The 20,232-nt window shown below is 69.0% G+C and carries 20 protein-coding genes, 1 pseudogene and 1 other annotated feature; of the genes and pseudogenes, 12 read left to right on the top strand and 9 right to left on the bottom strand.

The features are described 5' to 3' along the window. Positions 1-246 precede the first annotated feature (246 nt). Together IPJ61_RS02760 and IPJ61_RS02755 are read left to right on the top strand one after the other, a co-directional pair. Positions 247-783 carry a SigE family RNA polymerase sigma factor gene (locus tag IPJ61_RS02760; protein WP_297102760.1) on the top strand — a complete coding sequence of 179 codons (537 nt, stop codon included), beginning with the start codon at positions 247-249 and terminating at the stop codon, positions 781-783. Beyond that, a complete protein-coding gene (locus IPJ61_RS02755; protein WP_297102758.1) occupies positions 776-1,810 on the top strand; it encodes a hypothetical protein in 1,035 nt (344 codons plus the stop codon). The genes IPJ61_RS02760 and IPJ61_RS02755 overlap by 8 nt, the downstream gene beginning before the upstream one ends. A 20-nt stretch (positions 1,811-1,830) precedes the next feature. Here the strand turns inward: IPJ61_RS02755 and IPJ61_RS02750 are convergent, their stop codons facing one another. Next, complete coding sequence (locus IPJ61_RS02750) at positions 1,831-2,592, bottom strand: IclR family transcriptional regulator (protein WP_297102756.1); 762 nt, start codon at positions 2,590-2,592, stop codon at positions 1,831-1,833. 133 nt (positions 2,593-2,725) lie between these two features. Between IPJ61_RS02750 and eda the strand changes: the two genes are divergently transcribed. From eda to IPJ61_RS02730, 4 genes are all read left to right on the top strand, one after another. Continuing rightward, positions 2,726-3,343 carry a bifunctional 4-hydroxy-2-oxoglutarate aldolase/2-dehydro-3-deoxy-phosphogluconate aldolase gene (eda, locus tag IPJ61_RS02745; protein ID WP_297102754.1) on the top strand — a complete coding sequence of 206 codons (618 nt, stop codon included), beginning with the start codon at positions 2,726-2,728 and terminating at the stop codon, positions 3,341-3,343. 1 nt (position 3,344) lies between these two features. Then, positions 3,345-4,445, top strand: a complete 1,101-nt coding sequence (locus IPJ61_RS02740) for a sugar kinase (RefSeq protein WP_297102752.1) — start codon at positions 3,345-3,347, stop codon at positions 4,443-4,445. Positions 4,446-4,472: 27 nt separating this feature from the next. Continuing rightward, the gene (gene kduD / locus IPJ61_RS02735; RefSeq protein ID WP_297102749.1) at positions 4,473-5,237 is read left to right on the top strand and encodes a 2-dehydro-3-deoxy-D-gluconate 5-dehydrogenase KduD; all 765 of its coding nucleotides are present in this window, start codon (positions 4,473-4,475) and stop codon (positions 5,235-5,237) included. 120 nt (positions 5,238-5,357) lie between these two features. Beyond that, positions 5,358-5,912, top strand: coding sequence for a Uma2 family endonuclease (locus IPJ61_RS02730; protein WP_297102747.1), 555 nt, complete (start codon positions 5,358-5,360; stop codon positions 5,910-5,912). Positions 5,913-5,943: 31 nt separating this feature from the next. Here IPJ61_RS02730 and IPJ61_RS02725 read toward each other — a convergent pair whose 3' ends face one another. Continuing rightward, positions 5,944-7,716, bottom strand: coding sequence for a glycoside hydrolase family 35 protein (locus tag IPJ61_RS02725; protein WP_297102745.1), 1,773 nt, complete (start codon positions 7,714-7,716; stop codon positions 5,944-5,946). 123 nt (positions 7,717-7,839) lie between these two features. Here IPJ61_RS02725 and IPJ61_RS02720 point away from each other — a divergent pair, with 123 nt between their 5' ends. Continuing rightward, a complete protein-coding gene (locus IPJ61_RS02720; protein WP_297102743.1) occupies positions 7,840-8,871 on the top strand; it encodes a LacI family DNA-binding transcriptional regulator in 1,032 nt (343 codons plus the stop codon). A 116-nt stretch (positions 8,872-8,987) separates the two neighbouring features. Next, the gene (locus IPJ61_RS02715) at positions 8,988-9,617 is read left to right on the top strand and encodes a hypothetical protein (RefSeq protein WP_297102741.1); all 630 of its coding nucleotides are present in this window, start codon (positions 8,988-8,990) and stop codon (positions 9,615-9,617) included. Positions 9,618-9,645: 28 nt separating this feature from the next. Here IPJ61_RS02715 and IPJ61_RS02710 read toward each other — a convergent pair. The 4 genes and pseudogenes from IPJ61_RS02710 to IPJ61_RS02695 form a co-directional block, all read right to left on the bottom strand. After that, positions 9,646-9,981: pseudogene (locus IPJ61_RS02710) on the bottom strand (transposase); the annotation flags it as partial. Then, a complete protein-coding gene (locus IPJ61_RS02705) occupies positions 9,962-11,311 on the bottom strand; it encodes an IS30 family transposase (RefSeq protein WP_459251260.1) in 1,350 nt (449 codons plus the stop codon). The gene IPJ61_RS02705 and the pseudogene IPJ61_RS02710, both read right to left, overlap by 20 nt. Further along, the gene (locus tag IPJ61_RS02700; protein WP_297102739.1) at positions 11,251-12,087 is read right to left on the bottom strand and encodes a DDE-type integrase/transposase/recombinase; all 837 of its coding nucleotides are present in this window, start codon (positions 12,085-12,087) and stop codon (positions 11,251-11,253) included. Before IPJ61_RS02700 ends, IPJ61_RS02705 begins: the two co-directional genes overlap by 61 nt. Then, positions 11,998-12,129, bottom strand: a sequence feature (AL1L pseudoknot). It overlaps the preceding gene by 90 nt. After that, a complete protein-coding gene (locus IPJ61_RS02695; protein WP_297102737.1) occupies positions 12,084-12,413 on the bottom strand; it encodes a transposase in 330 nt (109 codons plus the stop codon). (Overlaps the previous feature by 46 nt.) Before IPJ61_RS02695 ends, IPJ61_RS02700 begins: the two co-directional genes overlap by 4 nt. A 162-nt stretch (positions 12,414-12,575) precedes the next feature. Here IPJ61_RS02695 and IPJ61_RS02690 point away from each other — a divergent pair, with 162 nt between their 5' ends. From IPJ61_RS02690 to IPJ61_RS02675, 4 genes are all read left to right on the top strand, one after another. Continuing rightward, the gene (locus IPJ61_RS02690) at positions 12,576-12,890 is read left to right on the top strand and encodes a DUF3502 domain-containing protein (RefSeq protein WP_366505124.1); all 315 of its coding nucleotides are present in this window, start codon (positions 12,576-12,578) and stop codon (positions 12,888-12,890) included. A gap of 91 nt (positions 12,891-12,981) precedes the next feature. Then, positions 12,982-13,614: a YesL family protein gene (locus tag IPJ61_RS02685; RefSeq protein ID WP_297102735.1), complete on the top strand. Its 633-nt coding sequence runs from the start codon at positions 12,982-12,984 to the stop codon at positions 13,612-13,614. 7 nt (positions 13,615-13,621) lie between these two features. Continuing rightward, positions 13,622-15,994, top strand: coding sequence for a glycoside hydrolase family 2 TIM barrel-domain containing protein (locus IPJ61_RS02680; protein WP_297102733.1), 2,373 nt, complete (start codon positions 13,622-13,624; stop codon positions 15,992-15,994). A 120-nt stretch (positions 15,995-16,114) separates the two neighbouring features. Then, positions 16,115-17,149: a LacI family DNA-binding transcriptional regulator gene (locus tag IPJ61_RS02675; protein WP_297102731.1), complete on the top strand. Its 1,035-nt coding sequence runs from the start codon at positions 16,115-16,117 to the stop codon at positions 17,147-17,149. On the opposite strand, the gene IPJ61_RS02670 is transcribed toward IPJ61_RS02675, so the two are convergent. From IPJ61_RS02670 to IPJ61_RS02660, 3 genes are read right to left on the bottom strand one after another with little or no spacing between them, the layout of a single operon-like run. Continuing rightward, positions 17,114-18,217: a Gfo/Idh/MocA family protein gene (locus IPJ61_RS02670; RefSeq protein WP_297102729.1), complete on the bottom strand. Its 1,104-nt coding sequence runs from the start codon at positions 18,215-18,217 to the stop codon at positions 17,114-17,116. The genes IPJ61_RS02675 and IPJ61_RS02670 overlap by 36 nt on opposite strands. After that, positions 18,196-18,897, bottom strand: a complete 702-nt coding sequence (locus IPJ61_RS02665; RefSeq protein WP_297102728.1) for a ThuA domain-containing protein — start codon at positions 18,895-18,897, stop codon at positions 18,196-18,198. The genes IPJ61_RS02670 and IPJ61_RS02665 overlap by 22 nt, the downstream gene beginning before the upstream one ends. Then, positions 18,894-20,078 carry a Gfo/Idh/MocA family protein gene (locus IPJ61_RS02660; protein WP_297102726.1) on the bottom strand — a complete coding sequence of 395 codons (1,185 nt, stop codon included), beginning with the start codon at positions 20,076-20,078 and terminating at the stop codon, positions 18,894-18,896. Before IPJ61_RS02660 ends, IPJ61_RS02665 begins: the two co-directional genes overlap by 4 nt. Between the last annotated feature and the right edge of the window lie 154 nt (positions 20,079-20,232).

The following is a 20,232-nucleotide window of genomic DNA, read 5'->3' as shown; positions in this document are numbered from 1 at the left end:
CGGTGTTATGTCCAATAGCACCCTCAGATCTTGAGAGCCCAGCTCATCCCGCCTGGCACGTCCTCACTCGGCACCCCATTGATCAGTACTTCCCTAGCGTTCCTGCATCCTCGGCCTCAACACAGATCTCTCTATAGGTCCGGCCAGGCCGATATACGGGCTGGCTCGGCGTATACAGAGATTTGTGTCGGGGAGGGGCGTCAACCGAGCGCGGGTGCGACCGCGTTGAGAGGGTGAGGAGGAAGCATGACCGAGCATCCCGCGGCCTCGGCGACACTGTCGCTGGAGGAGGAACGCGACTTCGACCGGTTCGTCGCCGCAAGGGGCGGCCGGCTGTGGCGCGCCGCGTGGCTGCTCACCGGCGACAGGCACAAGGCGGAGGACCTGGTCCAGACCGCGTTGGCGAAGTCGTTCTCGCGCTACGTGGCGCTGGGCGACGACGAGTCGTTCGAGGCCTATGTGCGCACCGTGATCTACCGCACCTACGTCAGCTGGTGGCGCCGCCGCTGGAACGGTGAGGTTCCCACGGAAACCCCGGTCGAACCGGGCGGTGGGCTCCGGCAGGCGGACGGCGCGGAACGCGTCGACCTGGTCCGGGCGCTCGCCGAGCTGCCGAAGATGCAGCGCGCGGTCCTGGTGCTGCGGTTCTTCGAGGACCGCTCCGTCGCCGAGACCGCCGCGCTGCTCGGCATCGCCGAGGGCACGGTCAAGACACACACCTCCCGCGGCTGCGCGACCCTGCGCGGCTCAACTCACCTGACTGAGAAGGCGCACCATGACTGACATCCACAACCTGCTGCACGACAACACGCCCGACGAGCCCTCGACCGAGGGGTGGGCGGAAAAGGTCCGCGGCCACCGTCGGCGCGGCAGGACACTGACCGGCGTCGCGGCGGGTGTGCTCGCCGTCGGCTTGGCCATCCCGGTTGGCGTCTCGCTGATGAACCGGCCCACGCAGGTGACGCGGCCCGCCGACGCGGTGTCACCCGCCCCGGCACGCCCGACGCTGCCCGACCGTGACGCAGCGGAGGTGTGCGCGGAGACGCGCGAGTTGATGACCATCGCGATCGCGGCCACCACGTACGCACACCCGGGCGCGCCTGTGCTCAAGGAGGGTGCCGTGCGGGCCTGGCTCTGCGGCGACGATCAGGCGGACACGACCTTTGGCACCCGCGGCCCGCTCGACCCCCTCACGGCCGATGTCGACAAGGCCGTCTCCTGGTTCCTGAACGCCACCCCCGCGGACTCGGACCAGGCGTGCACCATGGAGTATCGGATGACGTACACGGTCGCTTTCGAGTACGCCGACGGATCCATCACGCCCGTCCAGGGTGAGTTGCACGGCTGCCGCACGACCACCGACGGTTCGAAGTACGCCAATGGCGGCGAGGAGTTCCTCGACCTGCTGACCGACCTGTGGACCGCCAACCGCGCCGCCGACCTCTCGGCCGACGCCACGCTGTGCTCCACGCAGGCATCGATCCTGCCCGCGAAGCCGGAGAACGCCGTATCCGCCGCGGTGTGCTTCATCGGCAACAGCGGAACGCTGGGCACCGCCCAACTGGGCGACGTTGCGCCCCTTGCCGCCTCCATCGGCGCGAACACCGTCGTGTCGGACGGGATGAACCTGGACTTCGGCGTGGAGACTATCATGCTCGACCTCGCCGACAAGGCCGGCGACATGATCCAGTTGCAGCGTCTCGCCGACGGCAGCTACGTGTTCTACGCCGACAGCCAGGCCAAGGTCTGGACGCCGACGGCCGACGAGTCCGCCCTCCTCGACGCGGCGATCGCCAGCGCGAAGGGCTGACCGGCAGGCCGTGGCGACCGTCACAGCAGCAGGCGGAGGCCCTCTGGGAGAAGCGGGGGGACCTCGCGGGCGATGATCCCCGCGAGGTCCGCCTCGCGCTCGCGCGTCATCCGCGTCGCGAGTGCGGTGATCGACAGTGCGCCCACGGGCGTCGAGCCTCGCAAGACGACGGTGCCGAGGCAGGCGACGTCGGGCTCGTTCTCCCCATGCTCGACGGCGTAGCCGAGCGTGCGCGCAGCCTGCACCGAGTCGTGCAGCCGGTCGGCGCTGACGGGGCGAGACTCGGGGACGCTGCGCAGGTAGCTGGGCAGGAGCCGGTCGGGGACGCCGCGCGCCGCGAGCAGGGCGCGGCCCATCGCCGTCGACGCCACGGGCATGCGCTGCCCGACGGCGGACCAGACGCGGATGGCGCGCTCCGGCTCGACCTTGTCGAGGTAGAGGACGTGGTCGCCCGCGAGGACCCCGAAGTGCACGAGCTCATTTGTGGCGTGCGCGAGCGCGACGAGCGCCGGGTGCATCGCGGTGGCGAGGTTCCGCGGGCCGTAGCTGCGCTCGGTGAGCTCGAACGCCATGGTGCCGAGGCGGTAGCTGCCCTGCTCGCCGTCTTGTTCCGCGAATCCCCGAAGCCGCATGGTGGAGAGCGCCCGGTACGCCGTCGACTTGTTGACGCCCGTGGCCTCGGCGAGTTCGGCGAGGGTCGCGCCGTCGGGGCCCGCGTCGGCCAGTGTGAGGAGGAGTTGCAGGGCGCGGTCGACCGACTCGACGCGCGGCGGCTCGGTCATGGGCGCTCCCTTCAACAGGTCATTGTGTCACCTTCGCTTGCGGCCGTGAGGCGCGTGTGGCAAGCTGAATCCAGCATATTGAAACACAGCGTTTCATACAATGAAATCTTGAGACCTGGCCAAAGGGGGCCTCATGCAACTGGGTGACAACCGGATCGTCCCGGTGGTGGTGATCGAGCGGGCCGACCGTGCCGCAGGGCTCGGCGAGGCCCTGGTGGCGGGCGGCATTCCTGTCGCTGAAGTGACGCTCCGGACCGCGGCGGGGATCGATGCGATCGCGGCCATGGCGGAGAACTCCGACCTCCTGATGGGGGCGGGAACGGTGCTGACTGCCGACCAGGTCGACCGCGCGGTCGATGCCGGGGCCAGGTTCATCGTCAGTCCGGGCCTGAACCCGCGGGTCGTCGAGCGGGCGCTCGCGCGCGGCGTCGATGTCGTGCCGGGCACGGTCACGCCGTCGGAGATCATGGCCGCCCTCGAACTGGGTCTGACGACGCTCAAGTTCTTCTCCGCGGATGTCTACGGCGGGGTGAAGGCCCTCAAGGCCCTCGGCGCGCCGTTCGGCGGTGTGCGCTTCATACCGACGGGCGGCGTCTCGGCCGCCAACATCGCGGAGTACCTCGCGCTGCCGAACGTCGCCGCAGTCGGCGGCTCGTGGATGGTGCCGTCGGCCGCCATCGACGCGGGGGACTTCGACACTGTTCGCCACCTGTGCGCGTCCGCGGTGGCCGCCATGAACGCGGAGTTCTGACATGGCGCTCGATCTTCGTAACCCCGAGGACTGCCGCTACCAGGCCGTCGGTCTCGGCGAGGTCATGCTGCGCCTCGACCCGGGCGACTTCCGTGTCCGCACCGCCCGCTCGTTCACCGCGTGGGAAGGGGGCGGCGAGTACAACGTCGTGCGCGGCCTCTCCCGGGTCTTCGGGCTGGATACGGCGGTGTTGACGTCGTTCGTCGACGACGAGGTTGGCCGCCTGATCGAGGGCTTCATTCTCGCCGGGGGCGTCGACAACCGGTGGATCCACTGGGCGAAGAGCGACGGCGTGGGGCGCAACGCCTCCAACGGGCTGAACTTCACCGAGCGCGGCTTCGGTGTCCGCGGCGCGAGGGGCGTCTCGTACCGCGGGCAGACGGCCGTCTCGCAGCTGCGCCCGGAGGATCTCGACCTCGACGAGCTGTTCGGCCGCCAGGGCGTGCGCTGGCTGCACACCGGCGGCATCTTCGCGGCGCTGTCGGAGCAGAGCGCGGCGACGGCCCTCGCGGTGATGAAGGCCGCGAAGAGGCACGGCACGTGCATCTCCTACGACCTCAACTACCGCCCCAGCCTGTGGAGTGCGATCGGCGGCCAGGCCCGCGCGCAGGAGGTCAACCGCGAGCTCGCCCACCTCGTCGACGTCATGATCGGCAACGAGGAGGATTTCACAGCCGCGCTCGGCTTCGAGGTCGAGGGCGTCGACGAGAACCTCACCACCCTGCCGATCGAGGGCTTCCGCGCCATGATCAACCGCGTCGCGGAGGCCTATCCGAACTTCGCGGCGATCGGCACGACGCTGCGTACGGTTCGATCGGCGTCGAATAACGACTGGGGTGCCGTCGCCTGGTCCCCGGATACGGGCTTGGTGCAGGCGACGCATCGTGAGGGCCTCGAGATCCTGGACAGGGTCGGCGGCGGCGATTCGTTCGCATCCGGCCTGATCTACGGCCTGCTCACCGGCCGGGGACTGCAGGCCGCCGTCGAGCTGGGCGCCGCGCACGGCGCGCTGGCCATGACGACCCCAGGCGACACGTCGATGGTCACCGGCGCCGAGGTCGCGAAGCTGGCCGCCGGCGGTGGCGCCCGTGTCGACCGATAGCCTCCGACTGACTCTCAAGGAGAAAGCATGATTCTCGACTCGTTCCGGCTCGACGGGAAGGTCGCGCTCGTGACGGGCACCTCTCGCGGCCTCGGCCAGGCCGCCGCGCTCGCGCTGGCCGAGGCCGGCGCCGACCTTGCGCTGCTCGACCGTTCTGTTCCGACGGAGACCGTCGCGCTGCTCGAGGGCCTCGGCCGCGCGCCGCTCGCCCAGCAGCTCGACTTCGCCACGGCGACGCCGGAGGAGTTGGAGGCTGCGGTCCAGGCCGCTGTCGACCGCTTCGGACGGATCGACATCCTGGTCAACAACGCAGGCACCATCCGCCGCGCGCCGCTGCTCGAGCATCCGGCCGAGGACTGGGACGAGGTTCTCGCCGTCAACCTCGACTCGGTGTTCCACCTCTCGCGCGCCGCCGCCCAGCGGTTCGTAGGCCAGCGGAGCGGAAAGATCATCAACGTCGCGTCGATGCTTTCCTTCCAGGGCGGCATCCTGGTGCCGGGATACACGGCGAGCAAGCACGCCATCGCCGGCCTCACGAAGTCGTTCGCGGCCGAGCTCGCCGCTCAGGGTGTGAACACGAACGCGATCGCGCCCGGGTACATGGCCACCGACAACACCGCGGCGATCCGCGCCGATGTCGAGCGGGAGAAGGCCATCCTCGGCCGCATCCCCGCCGGGCGCTGGGGCACGAGCGCCGACCTGCAGGGAGCGTTCGTGTTCCTCGCGTCCTCGGCGTCGGACTACGTCAACGGCGCGATCATCCCGGTCGACGGCGGCTGGCTCGTCCGCTGACCGACGTCGCCGTCGCGACGGGCGACTGAGTTATCCACAGGTTAGCGGTGGGTTTGTGCTCGTCCTGCGGCTCCGGTGTGATGGGCGGCATGAGCGAAGGGGAGAGGTACCATGAGCGTCATGACGACCGAGGCGCCGAGCTTCCTGCCATACGGGCGGGAGTTGACGCGCGCGGATCTTGAGGGTGTGCCCGATGACGGGCACCGATACGAACTCGTTGACGGGGCGCTCATCGTGACCCCCGCGCCTCGCGTCCGCCACCAGGACGTCTCGGGCAACCTCTATGTCGCCCTTCGGGACGCGGCGCCGAGTGGACTTCTGGTGCTCTACGCGCCGGTTGACGTCGTGCTCGCCGAGGACACGGTGATCCAGCCCGACCTACTTGTGGCGCCGAAGGAGGCGTTTACGGAGGTGGACCTTCCGACCGCCCCGCTACTGGCTGTCGAGGTGCTGTCTCCGTCCACGCGCGGGGTGGATCTGCTGCTGAAGAAGGACCGTCTCCAGCGTGCCGGGTGCGCGCACTACTGGGTCATCGATCCGGATGTCCCGTCGATCATCGCGTGGAGTCTCGTGGACGGGGCCTATCGAGAGGTTGCTCGCGCCTCGGGTTCGGAGTCGTTCGAGGTGGCGGAGCCGTTCGCGGTGCGCTTCGCGCCGGCGTCGCTCGTGGGCTGAGGGACGGCAGCTTCTTCGTTCGGTAGGAGGGCTACTCCTCGGCCGGGCCCAGGTCCGGACGCGGAACGAATCGTGCAACGGTCTCGGCGGTGCCCTCCAGCTCCAGGAAGACGACGACGTTCGCTCCAGCCCGCGTGGCGGGGCCGGGCACGTACAGCGTTCGCTGCGGGCCGTTCGACCAGTAGCGCCCGAGGAAGAAGCCGTTCACGAACGCGTATCCCTTCGCCCAGCCGTCGGTGCTGAGGAACAGGTCCGACGGCGCGTCGAGTGCGAACTCGCCGCGCAGCGCGACCGGCCCGGGGGCGGGCGACGTCGCCTGCTCGCCGTCTGCCTCGTCGCCGGTCAGCGCGGCGCCGATCGCGGCGACATCGATGGGCGTGGCCGTCCATCCGGTCAACGGCACCCCGCCGACGCGCGGCTGGCCGATAAGGCCCTTCGCCTCGCCGATCCGCGGGCCATAGTTCACGCGCCCGAGGTCCTCGACGAGGATCGAGATCGCGCAGCCGCGGGGGATCGCGAGTGACCGCTCGTGCCGCATCCGCGACATCCGTCCGACGCGCACGGCGTCGACCTCGACCCAGGCCAGGTCGCGCACCGCGTCGTCGACGGTGAGGAGCGCTGTCGACTCCTCGCCGAAGGCGGCCGCAGGGAGCTCGGCGGTGTACTCGATGAGCGCGCCGACGTGGCCCAGGTCCTCGAAGGTCGGGGGAGTCTCTCCCTCCACGGTTGGCGCAGGCAGAGCCAAGCGCCAGTCGCCGAGAACGGAGAGCGGGGCGGCCACCTCGGGGCGGGCGATGGCGGGAGCGGGCGGCTCGTCTGCCACCGGAGCATATCTGGCGATGACGTCGCGGAACGCGAAGTACTTCGCCGTCGGGTCGCCGGCCTCGTCGAGTGGGGCGTCGTAGTCGTAGGACGTGGCCAACGGCAGGTACCGGCCCTTGTGGTTCGCGCCGTTCGTCAGGCCGAAGTTCGTGCCGCCGTGGACCATGTAGATGTTGACCGAGGCCCCCGTCGCGAGCAGCGCATCGAGCTCCGCGGCGGAGTCGGAGGCCGATGTCGTGTGGTGCGTGTTGCCCCACCAGTCGAACCAGCCGCACCAGAACTCCGAGCACATCAGCGGACCCGTGGGCTGATGCTCGCGCAGCGTCGCGAGGCGTTCCACGGCGCGCGACCCGAACGAGCCTGTGAGATGCAGTCCCCGAAGGCTGCCGTCGCGCAGCATCTGCGGCTGCGGTTGATCTACCGTCGTCAACGGCACCGTGATGCCCGCGTCCTTCGTGACGCGGACGAGTTCTGCGAGGTACTCCTTGTCTGCGCCGTAGGCCCCGTACTCGTTCTCGATCTGGACGAGGACGACGTTGCCGCCGAGGTCGATCTGGCGCGGACCGATGATCTCGTAGACGCGACGAAGATACGCCTCGACCTCGGCCAGGTATGTCGGCTCCGAGCGGCGTAGGCCGATGCCGGGCATGGCGGTCAGCCAGGCCGGAAGCCCCCCGTTGTGCCATTCGGCGCAGATGTAGGGTCCGGGACGGACGATGGCGTGCATGCCGGCCTCAGCGACGAGATCGAGGAAGCGGCCCAGGTCGGTCGTGCCCGACGCGGACCACTCGCCCCTTCGCGGCTCGTGAGCATTCCAGGCGACATAGGTCTCGATGGTGTTCAGGCCCATCCGACGGGCCTTGGCGATGCGGTCCGCCCAGTCGCCAGGGTGAGTCCGGAAGTAGTGCAGCGCCCCGGATAGGATGCGGTGCGGCCGACCGTCCAGGAGGAAGTCGTGGTCACCGATGGCGAAGCGTGACATGCGCGCGAGACCTCTCGTGAGGGGTTGAGCGATCGCGATGTTTACGCAATCATTGTGGGTGACTCTAGCGCACGGCGGCGCGGGAGGACAGGTTTCCTGCCCGTCTCGGAGGGCGAAGGTGAGATGACAGATACAGCGGCAGGCCGCGGCGGCATCGCGCACCGCGGCGCCACCCAACGCCAGGTCGCCGAGCGTGCCGGCGTGTCCGCCCAGACCGTCTCGCGGGTGGCCAACGACGCGAGCAACGTCGAACCAGCCACCCGGGACCGGGTGCTCGCGGCCATGCGTGAGCTGGGCTACCGGCGCAACCGCATAGGTCTCGCGCTGCGCTCGGGCGAGTACCGCAGCATCGGCGTCGGCATGTTCACGCTGGCCACCTACGGCAACGTGCGGACGTGGGAGGCGATCGCGCTGGCGGCGAACGAGGTCGGCTACTCGGTGATCCTCGTCCCCGTCGACGGGTCGAATCCCTCGGGGCTCGCCGCCGCGCTCGAGCGGCTCGGTGAGCAGCCCGTCGACGGCATCCTCCTCCTGTTCGAGCGGCGAACGCTTGCCCGCAGCGAGGTGGAGTTGCCCGCAGGGTTGCCGGTGGTGCTCATCGACTCGGTCGGCGACGCCATCATCGACACCAACCAGGCTATGGGCGCGTGTCAGGCCACCGAGCACCTCCTCGGCCTCGGGCATCCGACGGTGCACCACGTCGCCGGCCCCGTCGACTCGTACGCGGCCGTCCGCCGCGAAGAGGCGTGGCGCTCGTGCCTATGGGAGCGGGGCATCGCGGCGCCTCCGGTGCGGCGCGGCGATTGGTCCTCCGGGTCCGGCTATCGGGCGGGCCTTGAACTGCTGAGCAACGGCGGTGCCTCCGCGATCTTCGCGGCCAACGATGAGATGGCCCTCGGGGTGCTTCGGGCGCTGCACGAGAACGGCGTGGACGTGCCGGGTGAGACCAGCGTCGTCGGCTTCGACGACATGGCTGACGCCGCGTCGTTCTGGCCGCCGCTCACTACCGTCCGCCAAGACTTCGCCGCCGTCGGCCGCGCCGCGGTGCAACAACTTCTGGATCGCATCGCCGGCGTCCGGCTGTCCGAGCCGGTGCCGCCGGTCCCGACGGAGCTCGTGGTTCGCGCGAGCACGGCGCTCTATAGGGGGAGGTAGGCCGCAGGGGGGACGTGACAAGGGGCGCTGGATATGCTTTCCTTGTATCGATACATATTGCCGCGCGGTGCTGACTCTCGGGAACCGCACCGCGGGTAGGGGACAAAGGAGCACCCGTGACCGCCATTCGCACAGACGCCCATCGTCATACCCTCGACCGCCGCATTTACGGCCAGTTCGCCGAACACCTGGGCCGCGGCATCTACGAGGGACTCTGGGTCGGCGTCGACTCGGGCATCCCCAACCGCAACGGCCTACGCATCGACGCCATCGACGCGCTGCGTGCGATCAAGGTCCCCGTCGTCCGCTGGCCGGGTGGCTGCTTCGCTGACGAGTACCACTGGCTGAAGGGCGTCGGCGAGCGGCGTGAGGGCATGGTGAACACGCACTGGGGCGGCGTCGTCGACCCCAACGAGTTCGGAACGCACGAGTTCTTCGAGCTGCTGGACCAGCTGGGCGCGGAGGCCTACATCAACGGCAATGTCGGCTCAGGAACCGTCGCCGAGATGCGGGACTGGGTCGAGTACATGACCCTGAGCTCGGGCACGATCATGGCCGACCTCCGCAAGAAGCACGGCCGGGAGGAGCCGTGGACCGTGCCGTTCTTCGGGGTCGGAAACGAGTCCTGGGGCTGCGGCGGCAACATGGACGCGGACTACTATGCGGCGCTCTACCGCCAGTTCCAGACCTACGTGCGCAACTACGGCGACAACGAGATCGTCAAGATCGCCTGCGGCGCCAACTGAACCGGCCTGGGTTCGTCGGAGGGTGTTGTTAGGCGGCGACGGGGTTGTCGTGGCCTCGGGTTAGAGCATAGTGGTTGTCTTCGTACTCGACCGGTGGGATGTCTCCGATCGAGGAGTGGAGACGTTCGTGGTTGTACCAGTGGACCCAGGAAGCGGTGGCTTGCTCGACTTGTCTCCAGGACGTCCAGACGTCTTGTTCGTGGTCGATGACTTCGGTCTTGAACAGCCCGATGGTGGATTCCATGAGCGCGTTGTCGAGGGCGTCACCCACACTCCCGATGGAGCCGGTGATCCCGGCCTCGTGGAGGGCTTCGGTGAACGCCAGCGAGGTGTACTGGGCGAGTTCAACCGGTCGATGCAACACCGGGTTGTTGAAGCGAGCGTAGCTGCTCTTCGAATACCTCGGCGGGTGTCTTCCAGTCCAGGCTCTTGCGTGGCCGGTTGTTGAGCGCGAGAGCGACCGCTTCTAGCTCCTCGGCGGACCATCGCGAGAGGTCGGTGCCTTTCGGGAAGTACTGACGCAGCAGTCCGTTGGTGTTCTCATTCGTCGGCCGCTGCCAGGGCGAGTGGGGATCAGCGAAGAACACCTTTGTGCCGGTCTCGAGCGCGAACTGGGCGTGCGCGGAGAGCTCCTTGCCGCGGTCCCAGGTGAGCGTCTTGCGGAGCTGTTCGGGAAGCTTTGTCATCGACGCGATCAGCGCGGCGTTCATCGCGATCGCCCCGTAGCCGCTCAGCGCGGGGCCGTTCTTCACCGGCGGGATCTCACCGTAGCCTTCAAGCCGCGGCAGATGCACCAGCAGGGTCGAGCGGCTTTTGCGCTCGACGATCGTGCCGATCGCGGACCGGCCCGTGCCGATGATCAGATCGCCCTCCCAATGCCCGGGGACGGCGCGGTCTGCGGCCTCCGCAGGGCGTTCGGAGAACACGACATCCTCGGTGACATGCCCGTGCGGGCGGTTCTGTGATCGAGATCGTGGGCGTCGTAGCGCGCGGCCGGTTCGCAGGCAGGTGACCAGCTCGCGTTTGAGCGCACCACGGCCCTGGATGAACAGCGACTGGTAGATCGCCTCATGGCTGATGCGCATGGATTCATCATCAGGGAAATCAACCTTCAGCCGGTGCGAGATCTGCTCCGGACTCCATGCAGTCGCCCACCGCCGATCCTGCCGATGCGGCTTGTTCAGCCCCTTCCATGCCGGCGGTTCCGGCCCGACGACGATGCTGCCGTCCGGTCTGCGGACGTTGCCAGCAAGGCGCTCCTGGACGTACTCACGCAACCGGTCGTTGGTCGCGAGCCTTGCCGTCTTCGGTCGCTTCGCTGCCTGCTGCGCCTTCCACTGCGCCACCAACGCCCGATACTCCAGTGTCCCGCTGCGCGTGGCCGCGTTGCGGCGCAGCTCTCGGGAGATCGTCCCCGGATCGCGGCCGATCCTCCGCGCGATCTCACGCACCCCGACCTGCTTAGCGCGCAGCAGCGCGATCTCCTCACGCTCTTCGAAGGACAAATAGCGGCCGGTCGGATCGGCCAGTGAGATCGGTGGCATGCCGCCAGCGTGGCGAAACCACCGGGACCCCACCGGGGTCGACACGCCGACCTCGGCCGCAGCGTCCTCGCTGGACATTCCCGTGGCGATCAGCCGCCAGAACGCACGCTGCACCGCGCGTGAGGGCTCCGGCCTGCCCGGTGAACGCATCGGCGGACGCAACGCCCGATCCGCCCGCCATTGCCGACGCCGACCGGACAGCCCCTGCTCCGCCATGGCCGTCTTCTTCTGCTCCCTTGTCGCCACAACCCACCTCCGTCATCGAGGTGTTGCGACGACCGCTTGATTCCGCCCTGGGAGCCGGCGTCGGAGTGGTGGAGCAGCCCGTCGCCGGTGAACTCCATGCTGGTGCGTCGGCGGGTGAACAGGGCTTGTTCGAGCGCTGAGAGCACGAGCGGGGTGGTCTTCGTGGTGGTGACGCGCCAGCCGAGGATCCGGCGGGAGTACACGTCGGTGATGAAGCTGATGTAGCAGAACCCCGCGATCGTCCACACGTAGGTGAAGTCCGCGACCCACCACAGGTCAGGCCGCGACGGCCATGCCCAGCGCCGTCGAACGTGGTCCGGGTGTCGGGGCGCTCGGGGATCGCGTCGTGTGGTGACCGTGCGGTGTTTCCCGCGCCGGACACCGTCGATCCCGACGAGTTTCATCAACCGTTCGACCTGGTCACGACCAATTTCGATGCCGGCCCGCAACGCGGTCTTCCAGAGCTTCCGGCGCCCGTACAGGCGCCGGTTCTTGACCCACAGCGTGAACAGCGCGTTCGCCGCGTACGCGTCGTCGAGTTCTTGCTCGGTGGGTTCGAACCCGCGAGCGGCGTGGGCGTAGTACGTCGACGGGGCGATCCCGATACCGTGCTCGTTCAGCACGGTCAGGATCGGCTCGACCCCGAACTTGTCCGCGTAGGTGCGGGTGTAGTCGATCACTGTCCGAGTCGGCGGTCGAGCTCCGCTGCCGCGAAAAACGCCGAGGCGGTCTTCAGGATCTCGTTCGCCCGGCGGAGCTGGGCGATCTCGCGGCGGAGCCGCACGACCTCGGCATCAACCGACTCACCCCCGGCAGCAGCGGGGGTGACGCCCTCGCCTCGGTCACGGCGGATCCAGTTCCGCAGCGTTGACGGGTTGATCCCGAGGAGCTCGCCGACCTCCTCACGGGCCTTGCTCTGTGACACCCCACCCTCAGCGAGCCGGTCGGTATACATCCGAACCGCCCGCGCCTGGGTCTCCGTGTCGTACTTCTTCGTTGCTGGCATGATCCCTTCCCTTCGTGTGTTAGATCATGCCCTCCGACAACCCCAGGCCGGTTCAGCATCGAGGGAGTCGACTACATCATCACCGATGACGGCCTGCTCGACCGCCCCGAGGGCTGGGACCCGTCGAAGGATGGCCTGGACTCCAACTTCTGGGCCGGCCGCATGGACGAGTTCGAGCCGCGTCGCACCACCGACCACCCGGACATCGACAAGATCTACGAAGACCTCATCAGCCGGGCGAAGCAGTACCCGTATGAGACGCTGATCATCGACAAGGACCCGATCGAGTCCGACCTCGCCGCCATGGCGGCCGTGCTCTCGGAGTACGTCCCGCAGCTCCAGTACGGCAAGTTCGACGATCCGGCCGCGGCCGTCGCCGAGATGCGCGAGAAGCTGAAGGCAGCCGGCTACGAGACGGTGCGCGAGAACATCCAGGGCCAGGTCGACGCCTGGGCCACCGAGCGCGGCCTGAAGTAGTCCTCCCCTAGAGAGGGGCTGTGCGGGCCGTCCGAGCGCCGACCCGCACAGCCCCTCACTTACCTTTTCCTTCCACGATCAGGAGTAGAGCGTGCGCAACCTGTTCACCGCGGACTCCCCGCTGATGCGGTTCCTTGGCCGCTTCGCCGACTTCATGCTCCTCAATCTCCTCTTCGTCTTCACCTCGATCCCGCTCGTCACCCTCGGCGCGTCGGTCACCGCGCTGAACGCCACGGCCATCAAGCAGGTCAAGGGCGACGACGAGTCGCTGATCGCCGACTACTTCGACGCCTTCAAGCAGAACTTCCGCCAGTCGACGGCGATCGGCCTGATCGCCGGGGGTCTGCTCCTCGTGCTGGCCGCCTGGTACGTCGTGATCGACAACCTGAACATCAACGAGCTGCTTCGGGTTGGGCTATGGATCGCCTTCTCCTTCGTGACCTTCCGGGTGGCGCTGATGCTGCTCTGGGTCTTCCCCTACCACGCGGTGTTCGACGACAACATCCGCACGGTCTTCCGCAACGCCCGCCTGATGTCGCTGCGGCACCTCCCGTGGTCGCTGATGATGGCCGTCGTCCTGGGGCTGCCCGTCGTCGTCACGGTCTTCTATCCGCAGTTCGTCGGCTACGGCCTGCTCTGGCTGCTGGTCGGCTTCGCGGCACTCGCGTACGCCAACGCCACCTTCTTCGTCCGCATCTTCGCGGCCTACGCCCACGACTTCTAGGAAACGCATGCGCTCCTTCCCTGTCCCCGCCTGGTCCTTCCTGCTCGCCGACGAGCCGGACGCGTGGAGGAAGAACTTCGACGACGCGGGCTGGCGCCCCGTCGTCGTGCCGCACGACTGGAGCGTCGAACAGCCCTTCTCGTCCGCGTGCTCCAGCGGCACGGGCTACCTTCCCGGCGGCGTCGGCTGGTACCGGGCGCACGTCGACCTCGGCGGCCTCGGCCTCACCGAGGGGCACCGCGTGCGGTTGCGCTTCCGCGGTGCTTACAAGAACGCCGACGTATGGGCCAACGGCTACCACCTCGGCTCACGGCCGTCGGGCCATGCCGAGTTCTCGTTCGATCTCACCGAGATCCTGTCCTACAGCCCCGACGACGACCTCGTCGTCAGCGTCCGCGTCGAGCGCACCGACCTCGCCGACTCGCGCTGGTTCAACGGCACCGGCGTCACCCGTCCCGTTGAGCTCGAGGTGCACGACGCCGTGGGCCTCGCCGAGTACGGCACCACCTTCGTCACCCTCGGCGCGGAGGCGTCGACGGCGACCGTGCGGATCGCCCAGGTGGTGGAGAACCACCTCGCGGAGCCCGCCGTCGTCACGCTCCGGCAGGAGCTGCGCGCGCTCACGGGCGACGCGGTGCACGCATACGCGCGCACCGTCGAAGTCCCGGCCGGCGGCTCGCTGGAGGTCGTCTTCGATGAGGACATCGCCTCACCCCGACTGTGGTCCGATGACCGCCCCAACCTCTACCGACTGGTGACAACGCTGACTCACCCCGGTGGCGAGAGCGAGTACCGGGAGACCGTCGGCATCCGAAGGTTCGCATTCGATCCCGACAAGGGATTCTCCGTCAATGGCGAGCCACGAACCTTCAAGGGCGTGTGCCTGCACGAGGACGCAGGCTGCCTCGGCGTCGCCGTCCCGGCCGAGGTGTGGCTGCGGCGGCTGCTGACGCTGAAGGAGATCGGCTGCAACGCCGTCCGGATGGCCCACAACCCGCACGGCCCGGACCTGTACGCGCTGTGCGACCGGCTCGGCCTCTTCGTGATCGACGAGGCCTTCGACGAATGGGAGAACCCGAAGAACAAGTGGTGGCAGGGCCACAACGTGTACCCGCCGAAGCACGAGGGCTACGCCAAGCACTTCCCGGCCTGGCACGAGCGCGACCTCGCCAACATGGTGCAGGCGCACAAGAACCACCCGTCGGTCGTCGCATGGAGCATCGGCAACGAGATCGACTACCCGAACGACCCGTACGTGCATCCGCTGTTCGCGGAGATGACCGGCAACAACGATGCCAACAAGCCGGCGGCCGAGCGCATCTACGACCCTGACCGCCCGGACATCCGGCGGCTGACAACCATCGCCAACCGGCTGATCGACATCGTGAAGGCGACCGACGGCACCCGGCCCGTCACGCTCGCCGCGGCCTTCCCCGAGCTCTCCAGCCTCACCGGGCTGCTCGACCGGCTGGACCTCATCGGCTACAACTACAAGCAACACCTGTACGAGGAGCATCACGCGCGGTTCCCCGATCAGCCGCTGCTGGGCAGCGAGAACGGGCATGGTTACCGAGAGTGGCGCGCCGTCATCGACAACGACTACATCTCGGGTCAGTTCCTCTGGACGGGCATCGACTACCTCGGTGAGGCGCACGGCTGGCCGATCCACGGCTCTGGCGCTGGACTGCTCACCCTTGCCGGGTTTGTGAAGCCGCGCGGGCAACTGCGCCGCAGCTGGTGGTCCGACGAGCCGTTCGTCCACCTCGTGACGCGCCCGTCCAGCGACTCGGACTGGACCTTCTGGCAGCCCGGGTCGTCCCGTTCCTGGGAGCCGGACGAGCCCGTCGAAGTGCTGTGCTTCACCAACGGGGAGGAGGTGAGCCTGACCACGGGCGGCGTGGAGGTGCTGATGTCGGTCGACGAAGAGGAAGGACTCTGGCGGGGAACCGTCACTCCCGGGGCCGACCCTTTGCTTGCGCAGGCCCGCCGCGGCGACGTCGTCGTCTGGGACCGCCTGGAGCGCCGCGGCCCCGCCGTGGAGCTGACCGCCGGGGTGTGGGCGCCGACCTGGCCGGACGCTGGGCCGGGCGATGCGGCGCCCTGGCCCGACCTGGCGGCGCCGCAGGGGGAGCGCGTCCTCCAAGTCGAGGTGACGCTGCGCGACGCCGACGGGAACCCCGCAGCGGACGACCTGCTGGTGACCGCCGTCGTCGAGAACGGCACGCTGCTCGGCCTGGAGAACGGAGACCTCGCCGACAACACGCCCTACGGCTCGTCGTCGCGCCGCACGCTGGACGCCCGCCTCGTGGTCTTCGTTCGCGGGGACGACTCGACGACGCTGCACCTGGCCGCCGATGGCCTCGCCACGCTTACGCTGTAGGAGTCCGTTGTCCCGCGCAAGGATTTACCAGTAACTGCCCCCAACTGGCACGATCGTGCCAGTTGGGCCGGGTTCTTGGCGTTTCCGTGCGGGCCCGATCTCGAAGGAGGGCGTACACCTATGGTCACGATGCAGGATGTCGCCCGGCACGCCGGCGTGTCCGTGATGACGGTCTCCAACGTCGTCAACGAGCACCCGCACGTGCGCAAGGCCACGCGGGAGAAGGTCGTCGCATCCATCGCGGAGCTCGGATACCGGGTCAATACCACCGCGAGGAGCCTCCGCCAGGGCCGCACCGGGGTCATCGGGCTCGCGATTCCCGAGATCGACCGCCCGTACTTCGGGTTGCTCTCCACCCTGCTGATCGAGCGCGCGCGAGAACACGACTACGAGATCGTCATCGAGCAGACGGGGTCGCGCCGCGAGGGCGAGATGGACGCCATCCAGCACTCTCGGCTCCGCAGCTACGACGGCCTGCTGCTCCACGCGGCCCAGCTGGCGCAGGACGACGCCGCGCTCCTGCGCGGCGACTACCCGATCGTCGTCCTCGGCGAGCGCGCCCACTCCGCCCCGGTCGACCACGTGGTCATGGCCAACGAGGCAGGGGGAGCGCTCGCGGCCCGGCACCTCATCGAGCGCGGCTGTCGACGGCTCGCCATGGTCGGTGGCCGGCCGTGGTCCCCGGGCGACGTCGACGTCGCGACCATCCGGACGAAGGGGTTCGTCGAGGCGATCGAGTCGGCAGGCCTCCCATTCGAGCCGGAACAGGTGGTCCGAACTCGCTACGGCCTTGAGGAGAGCCGCGACGCGGTGCGGGGCCTGCTCCGCGACGTGCCGGACGTCGACGGGGTCTTCTGCGCCACCGACTGGGTCGCCTTCGGAGTGCTCCGCGGGCTGGCCGACGCGGGCAAGAGCGTCCCCGGCGACGTGCGCATCGTCGGCTTCGACGACGTCCCGCAGGCGGAGTTCACCACGCCTTCGCTGACGTCCATCGCGCCCGACCATGAGGCGATGGCCGACGCCGCGGTCCGACTGCTCGTCGGCCGCATCTCGGGGGAGCGTGCCCGCGACGACTACCAGGAGGTCGTGGGGCAGGTCACGCTGCGCGTGCGCGAGTCCTCAGGCGCCGACCTTCGGGTGGTCCCGCCAGCCTGAGGTTAGCGGCACGCGGGGCGGGATCGTCGTCCGAGACCCGATCTCGACGAAGCGGTGTCCCCGGGCCGAGGTCAGGACGCCGGTCATGATCTCGAGCGCGTGCAGGGCAAGGTCGCCGCTCGCCCGGTGGGTGCCGGTGCGCATGTAGTCGATCAAACCGATCCCGCGTGAGCCGTCGGCATAGCCCGCGGCGGGCGGGAGCGTGCGCCAGTCGTCGTCGCCGAGCTGGATGAGCCGCACCTCGCCGCCGAACGTGTTCGGGTCCGGGACGACGAGCGACCCCACCTCGCCGTGGATCTCGATGTTGTTCGCGTCCGTGCGCACGGCGTCGAAGCTCACGGTGATCGTCGAGAGGACGCCGTTGGCGTGCGTCAGGATGCCCGTCACGTGGGTCTCCGTCTCGACCGGGATGGTCTCGCCGGCGCGCGGGCCGCTGCCGATGACCCGCTCGTCGCGGGTGCGGCTCGCCGATCCGACGACGCCCGCGACGGGTCCGAGGATCTGGAGGAGGGCCGAGATGTAGTACGGCCCCATGTCGAGCAGCGGACCGCCGCCGTCCAGGTAGTAGAAGTCCGGATTCGGGTGCCAGAGCTCGTGGCCCGGGGCCACCCACGTGGCGATTGCGGAAACCGGCCGTCCGATGAGCCCATCTTCGACCGCGGCGCGCGCGGTCTGCGTCCCCGTGCCGAGGACCGTGTCGGGCGCGCAGCCGACGGCGACGCCGGCGGTCTGGGCAGCGGCCACGATGGCCCTCGCCTCGTCGAGGGTCGCGGCCAGCGGCTTCTCGCCGTAGACACCCTTGCCGCGCGCAATGGCTGCGAGCGCGACCTCGGCGTGCGCTGCCGGAACGGTGAGGTTCAGCACGGTGTCGACGTCGGCGTCGGACAAGAGCTCGTCCACCCCCAAGGCGCGGGCGCCAGGGACCGTGGCGGCGACGGCCTCGGCGCGCGCCCGGTCGAGGTCGGCGACGGCGACCACCCGCACGTCGTCGCGCCCGACGAGCGTGTCCAGGTACGCGCCGGAGATGACCCCGGCGCCGACGATGCCTATGCCGTGCGGGCGGCCCACAGCATTCCCCTCTCGATGACGGTGCGGACGGATGCGTCCCGGAGGACGTCGACGCTGTGCCCGGGAGTCGCGACGAACACGCGGCCGGCGCCCCACAGGCGCGTCCAGACCGCTGGGGAGGTGATGGGCCGGTGCCACGGGTGATAGGGCTGCACGGGGTGCGTCGTTGTCGCGAGCACGTCGATGAGGTCGTCGTGCAGCACCCAGTACTGCTCCGTCGTGAGCTCGAAGTCGCTGAGACCCGCGGTGATCTCGTGGCCGCGGCCGAGTTCGGTGAGTTCCACGCGGTACGTCAGGTAGTTGTCCGTCTCATCGCCACGGCGCTCCGCGGGCGGCCTGCCGGGATGCGTCGCGAACTGGCCGCCGACCAGCTGCAGGTAGTCCGAGTTGTTGCGGTAGGAGTCGGCGATGCCGCCGTGCCAGCCGGCGAGGCCGATGCCGTTCTCGACGGCGGCGCGGAGACCGTGGAGCGCCTCGGGGGAGATCTCGGACATGGTCACCGACTGCACGACGAGGTCTGTCGCGGCCATCGCGTCGGCGTCGGCGTAGACCTCGTTCGACTCCTCGACGCGCACCGTGAACCCGTTGCTCTGCAGGAAGGGGATGAACAGCTCGGTCGCCTCGACGGGGTGGTGTCCCACCCAGCCCCCTCGGACGACGAGCGCGCTGCGGGTGGTCATGGCATCTCCACTGCCGTCATACGACTGTCGTCTGCCGCGCTGGCTTCGATGGCGGCAAGGACCCGCTGCACGTCCCGCGCGTCCGCGAACGACGGCGATGCATCGCCGCGCTCGTCGCCCGCGATGGCCCGCACGAAGTCGACGACCTCGTGCGTGAAGCCATGCTCGTAGCCCAGCCCGTGGCCGACGGGCCACCAGGCCGACACGTAGGGGTGGTCGGGCCCTGTCGCCTGGATGCGGCGGAAGCCGGTCGTGGCGGCGTCGTCTCGCGCGTCGTAGTACTCGAGTTCGTTCATGCGCTCGAAGTCGAACGCGATCGAGCCGAGCTCGCCGTTGATCTCGATGCGGTTGGCGTTCTTACGCCCTGTCGCCATGCGGGTCGCCTCGAAGACGCCGAGGGCACCGCCTTCGAACGACGCGGTGAAGGCGACGGCGTCGTCGACGGTGACGGGGAGCCGCTCGGCGTCGGGTTCAGCCTGACCGCCGAGCCCGACCTGCTCGCGCAGCACCGGGCGGGAGTCGACGAAGCGTCGGGTCACGGCAGAGACGGCGGTGATCGGCGAGGAGATCAGCCACTGCGCCGTGTCGATGCTGTGCGCGCCGATGTCGCCGAGGGCGCCGGAGCCCGCGCGCTCCTTCGACATGCGCCAGGTCCACGGCGCGTCGGCGTCACTCAGCCAGTCCTGCAGGTACTGTGCGCGCACGTGCCGGATCGTGCCGAGGAGGCCGTCGCCGATCATGCGCCTCGCGAGGGAGAGCGCGGGTGTGCGGCGGTAGCTGAAGCCGCACATGGCGACGAGGCCGGGGGCCGCGCCCGCTGCGGCGGCCATCGTCTCCGCCTCCTCGAGCGAGTTGGCCAGCGGCTTCTCGCACAGGACGTGCTTCCCGGCGGATAGCGCCGCGAGCGCGATCTCGGCGTGCGTGTCGCCGGGGGAGCTGATGTCGACGACGTGGATGTCGGGGTCCGCCACCACGGCGCGCCAGTCGGTCGAGGCGGCCTCCCATCCGAGCGTCTCCGCGGCTGCGGCGGTGCGGGCGGGGTCGGTGCCGACGATCACCGCGGCGCGCGGGCGCAGCGGCAGGTCGAAGAAGCGCGGCGCGGTGTGCCACGCCTGGCTATGGGCCCGGCCCATGAAGCCGGTGCCGATGAGGGCGACGTTCAACTCGTGCGTGGGAGACATCTTCGTTCCTTGGGGTGAGGTGGTCGAGATGGAGTCTGCCAGGGCGTTGGCAGGAATTACCACTAACTCGGCCCAACGGGCATGACTGTGCCAGTTCGATGCAGTTCTTGGTAGTTCCTTCAGTGCAGGGCGAGCGTCAGTGAGATCCAGGAGT

The sequence above is a fragment of the Tessaracoccus sp. genome, from assembly GCF_016714275.1.
Lineage (GTDB): Bacteria > Actinomycetota > Actinomycetes > Propionibacteriales > Propionibacteriaceae > Arachnia.
This window is presented reverse-complemented; position numbering and strand designations above follow the sequence as displayed.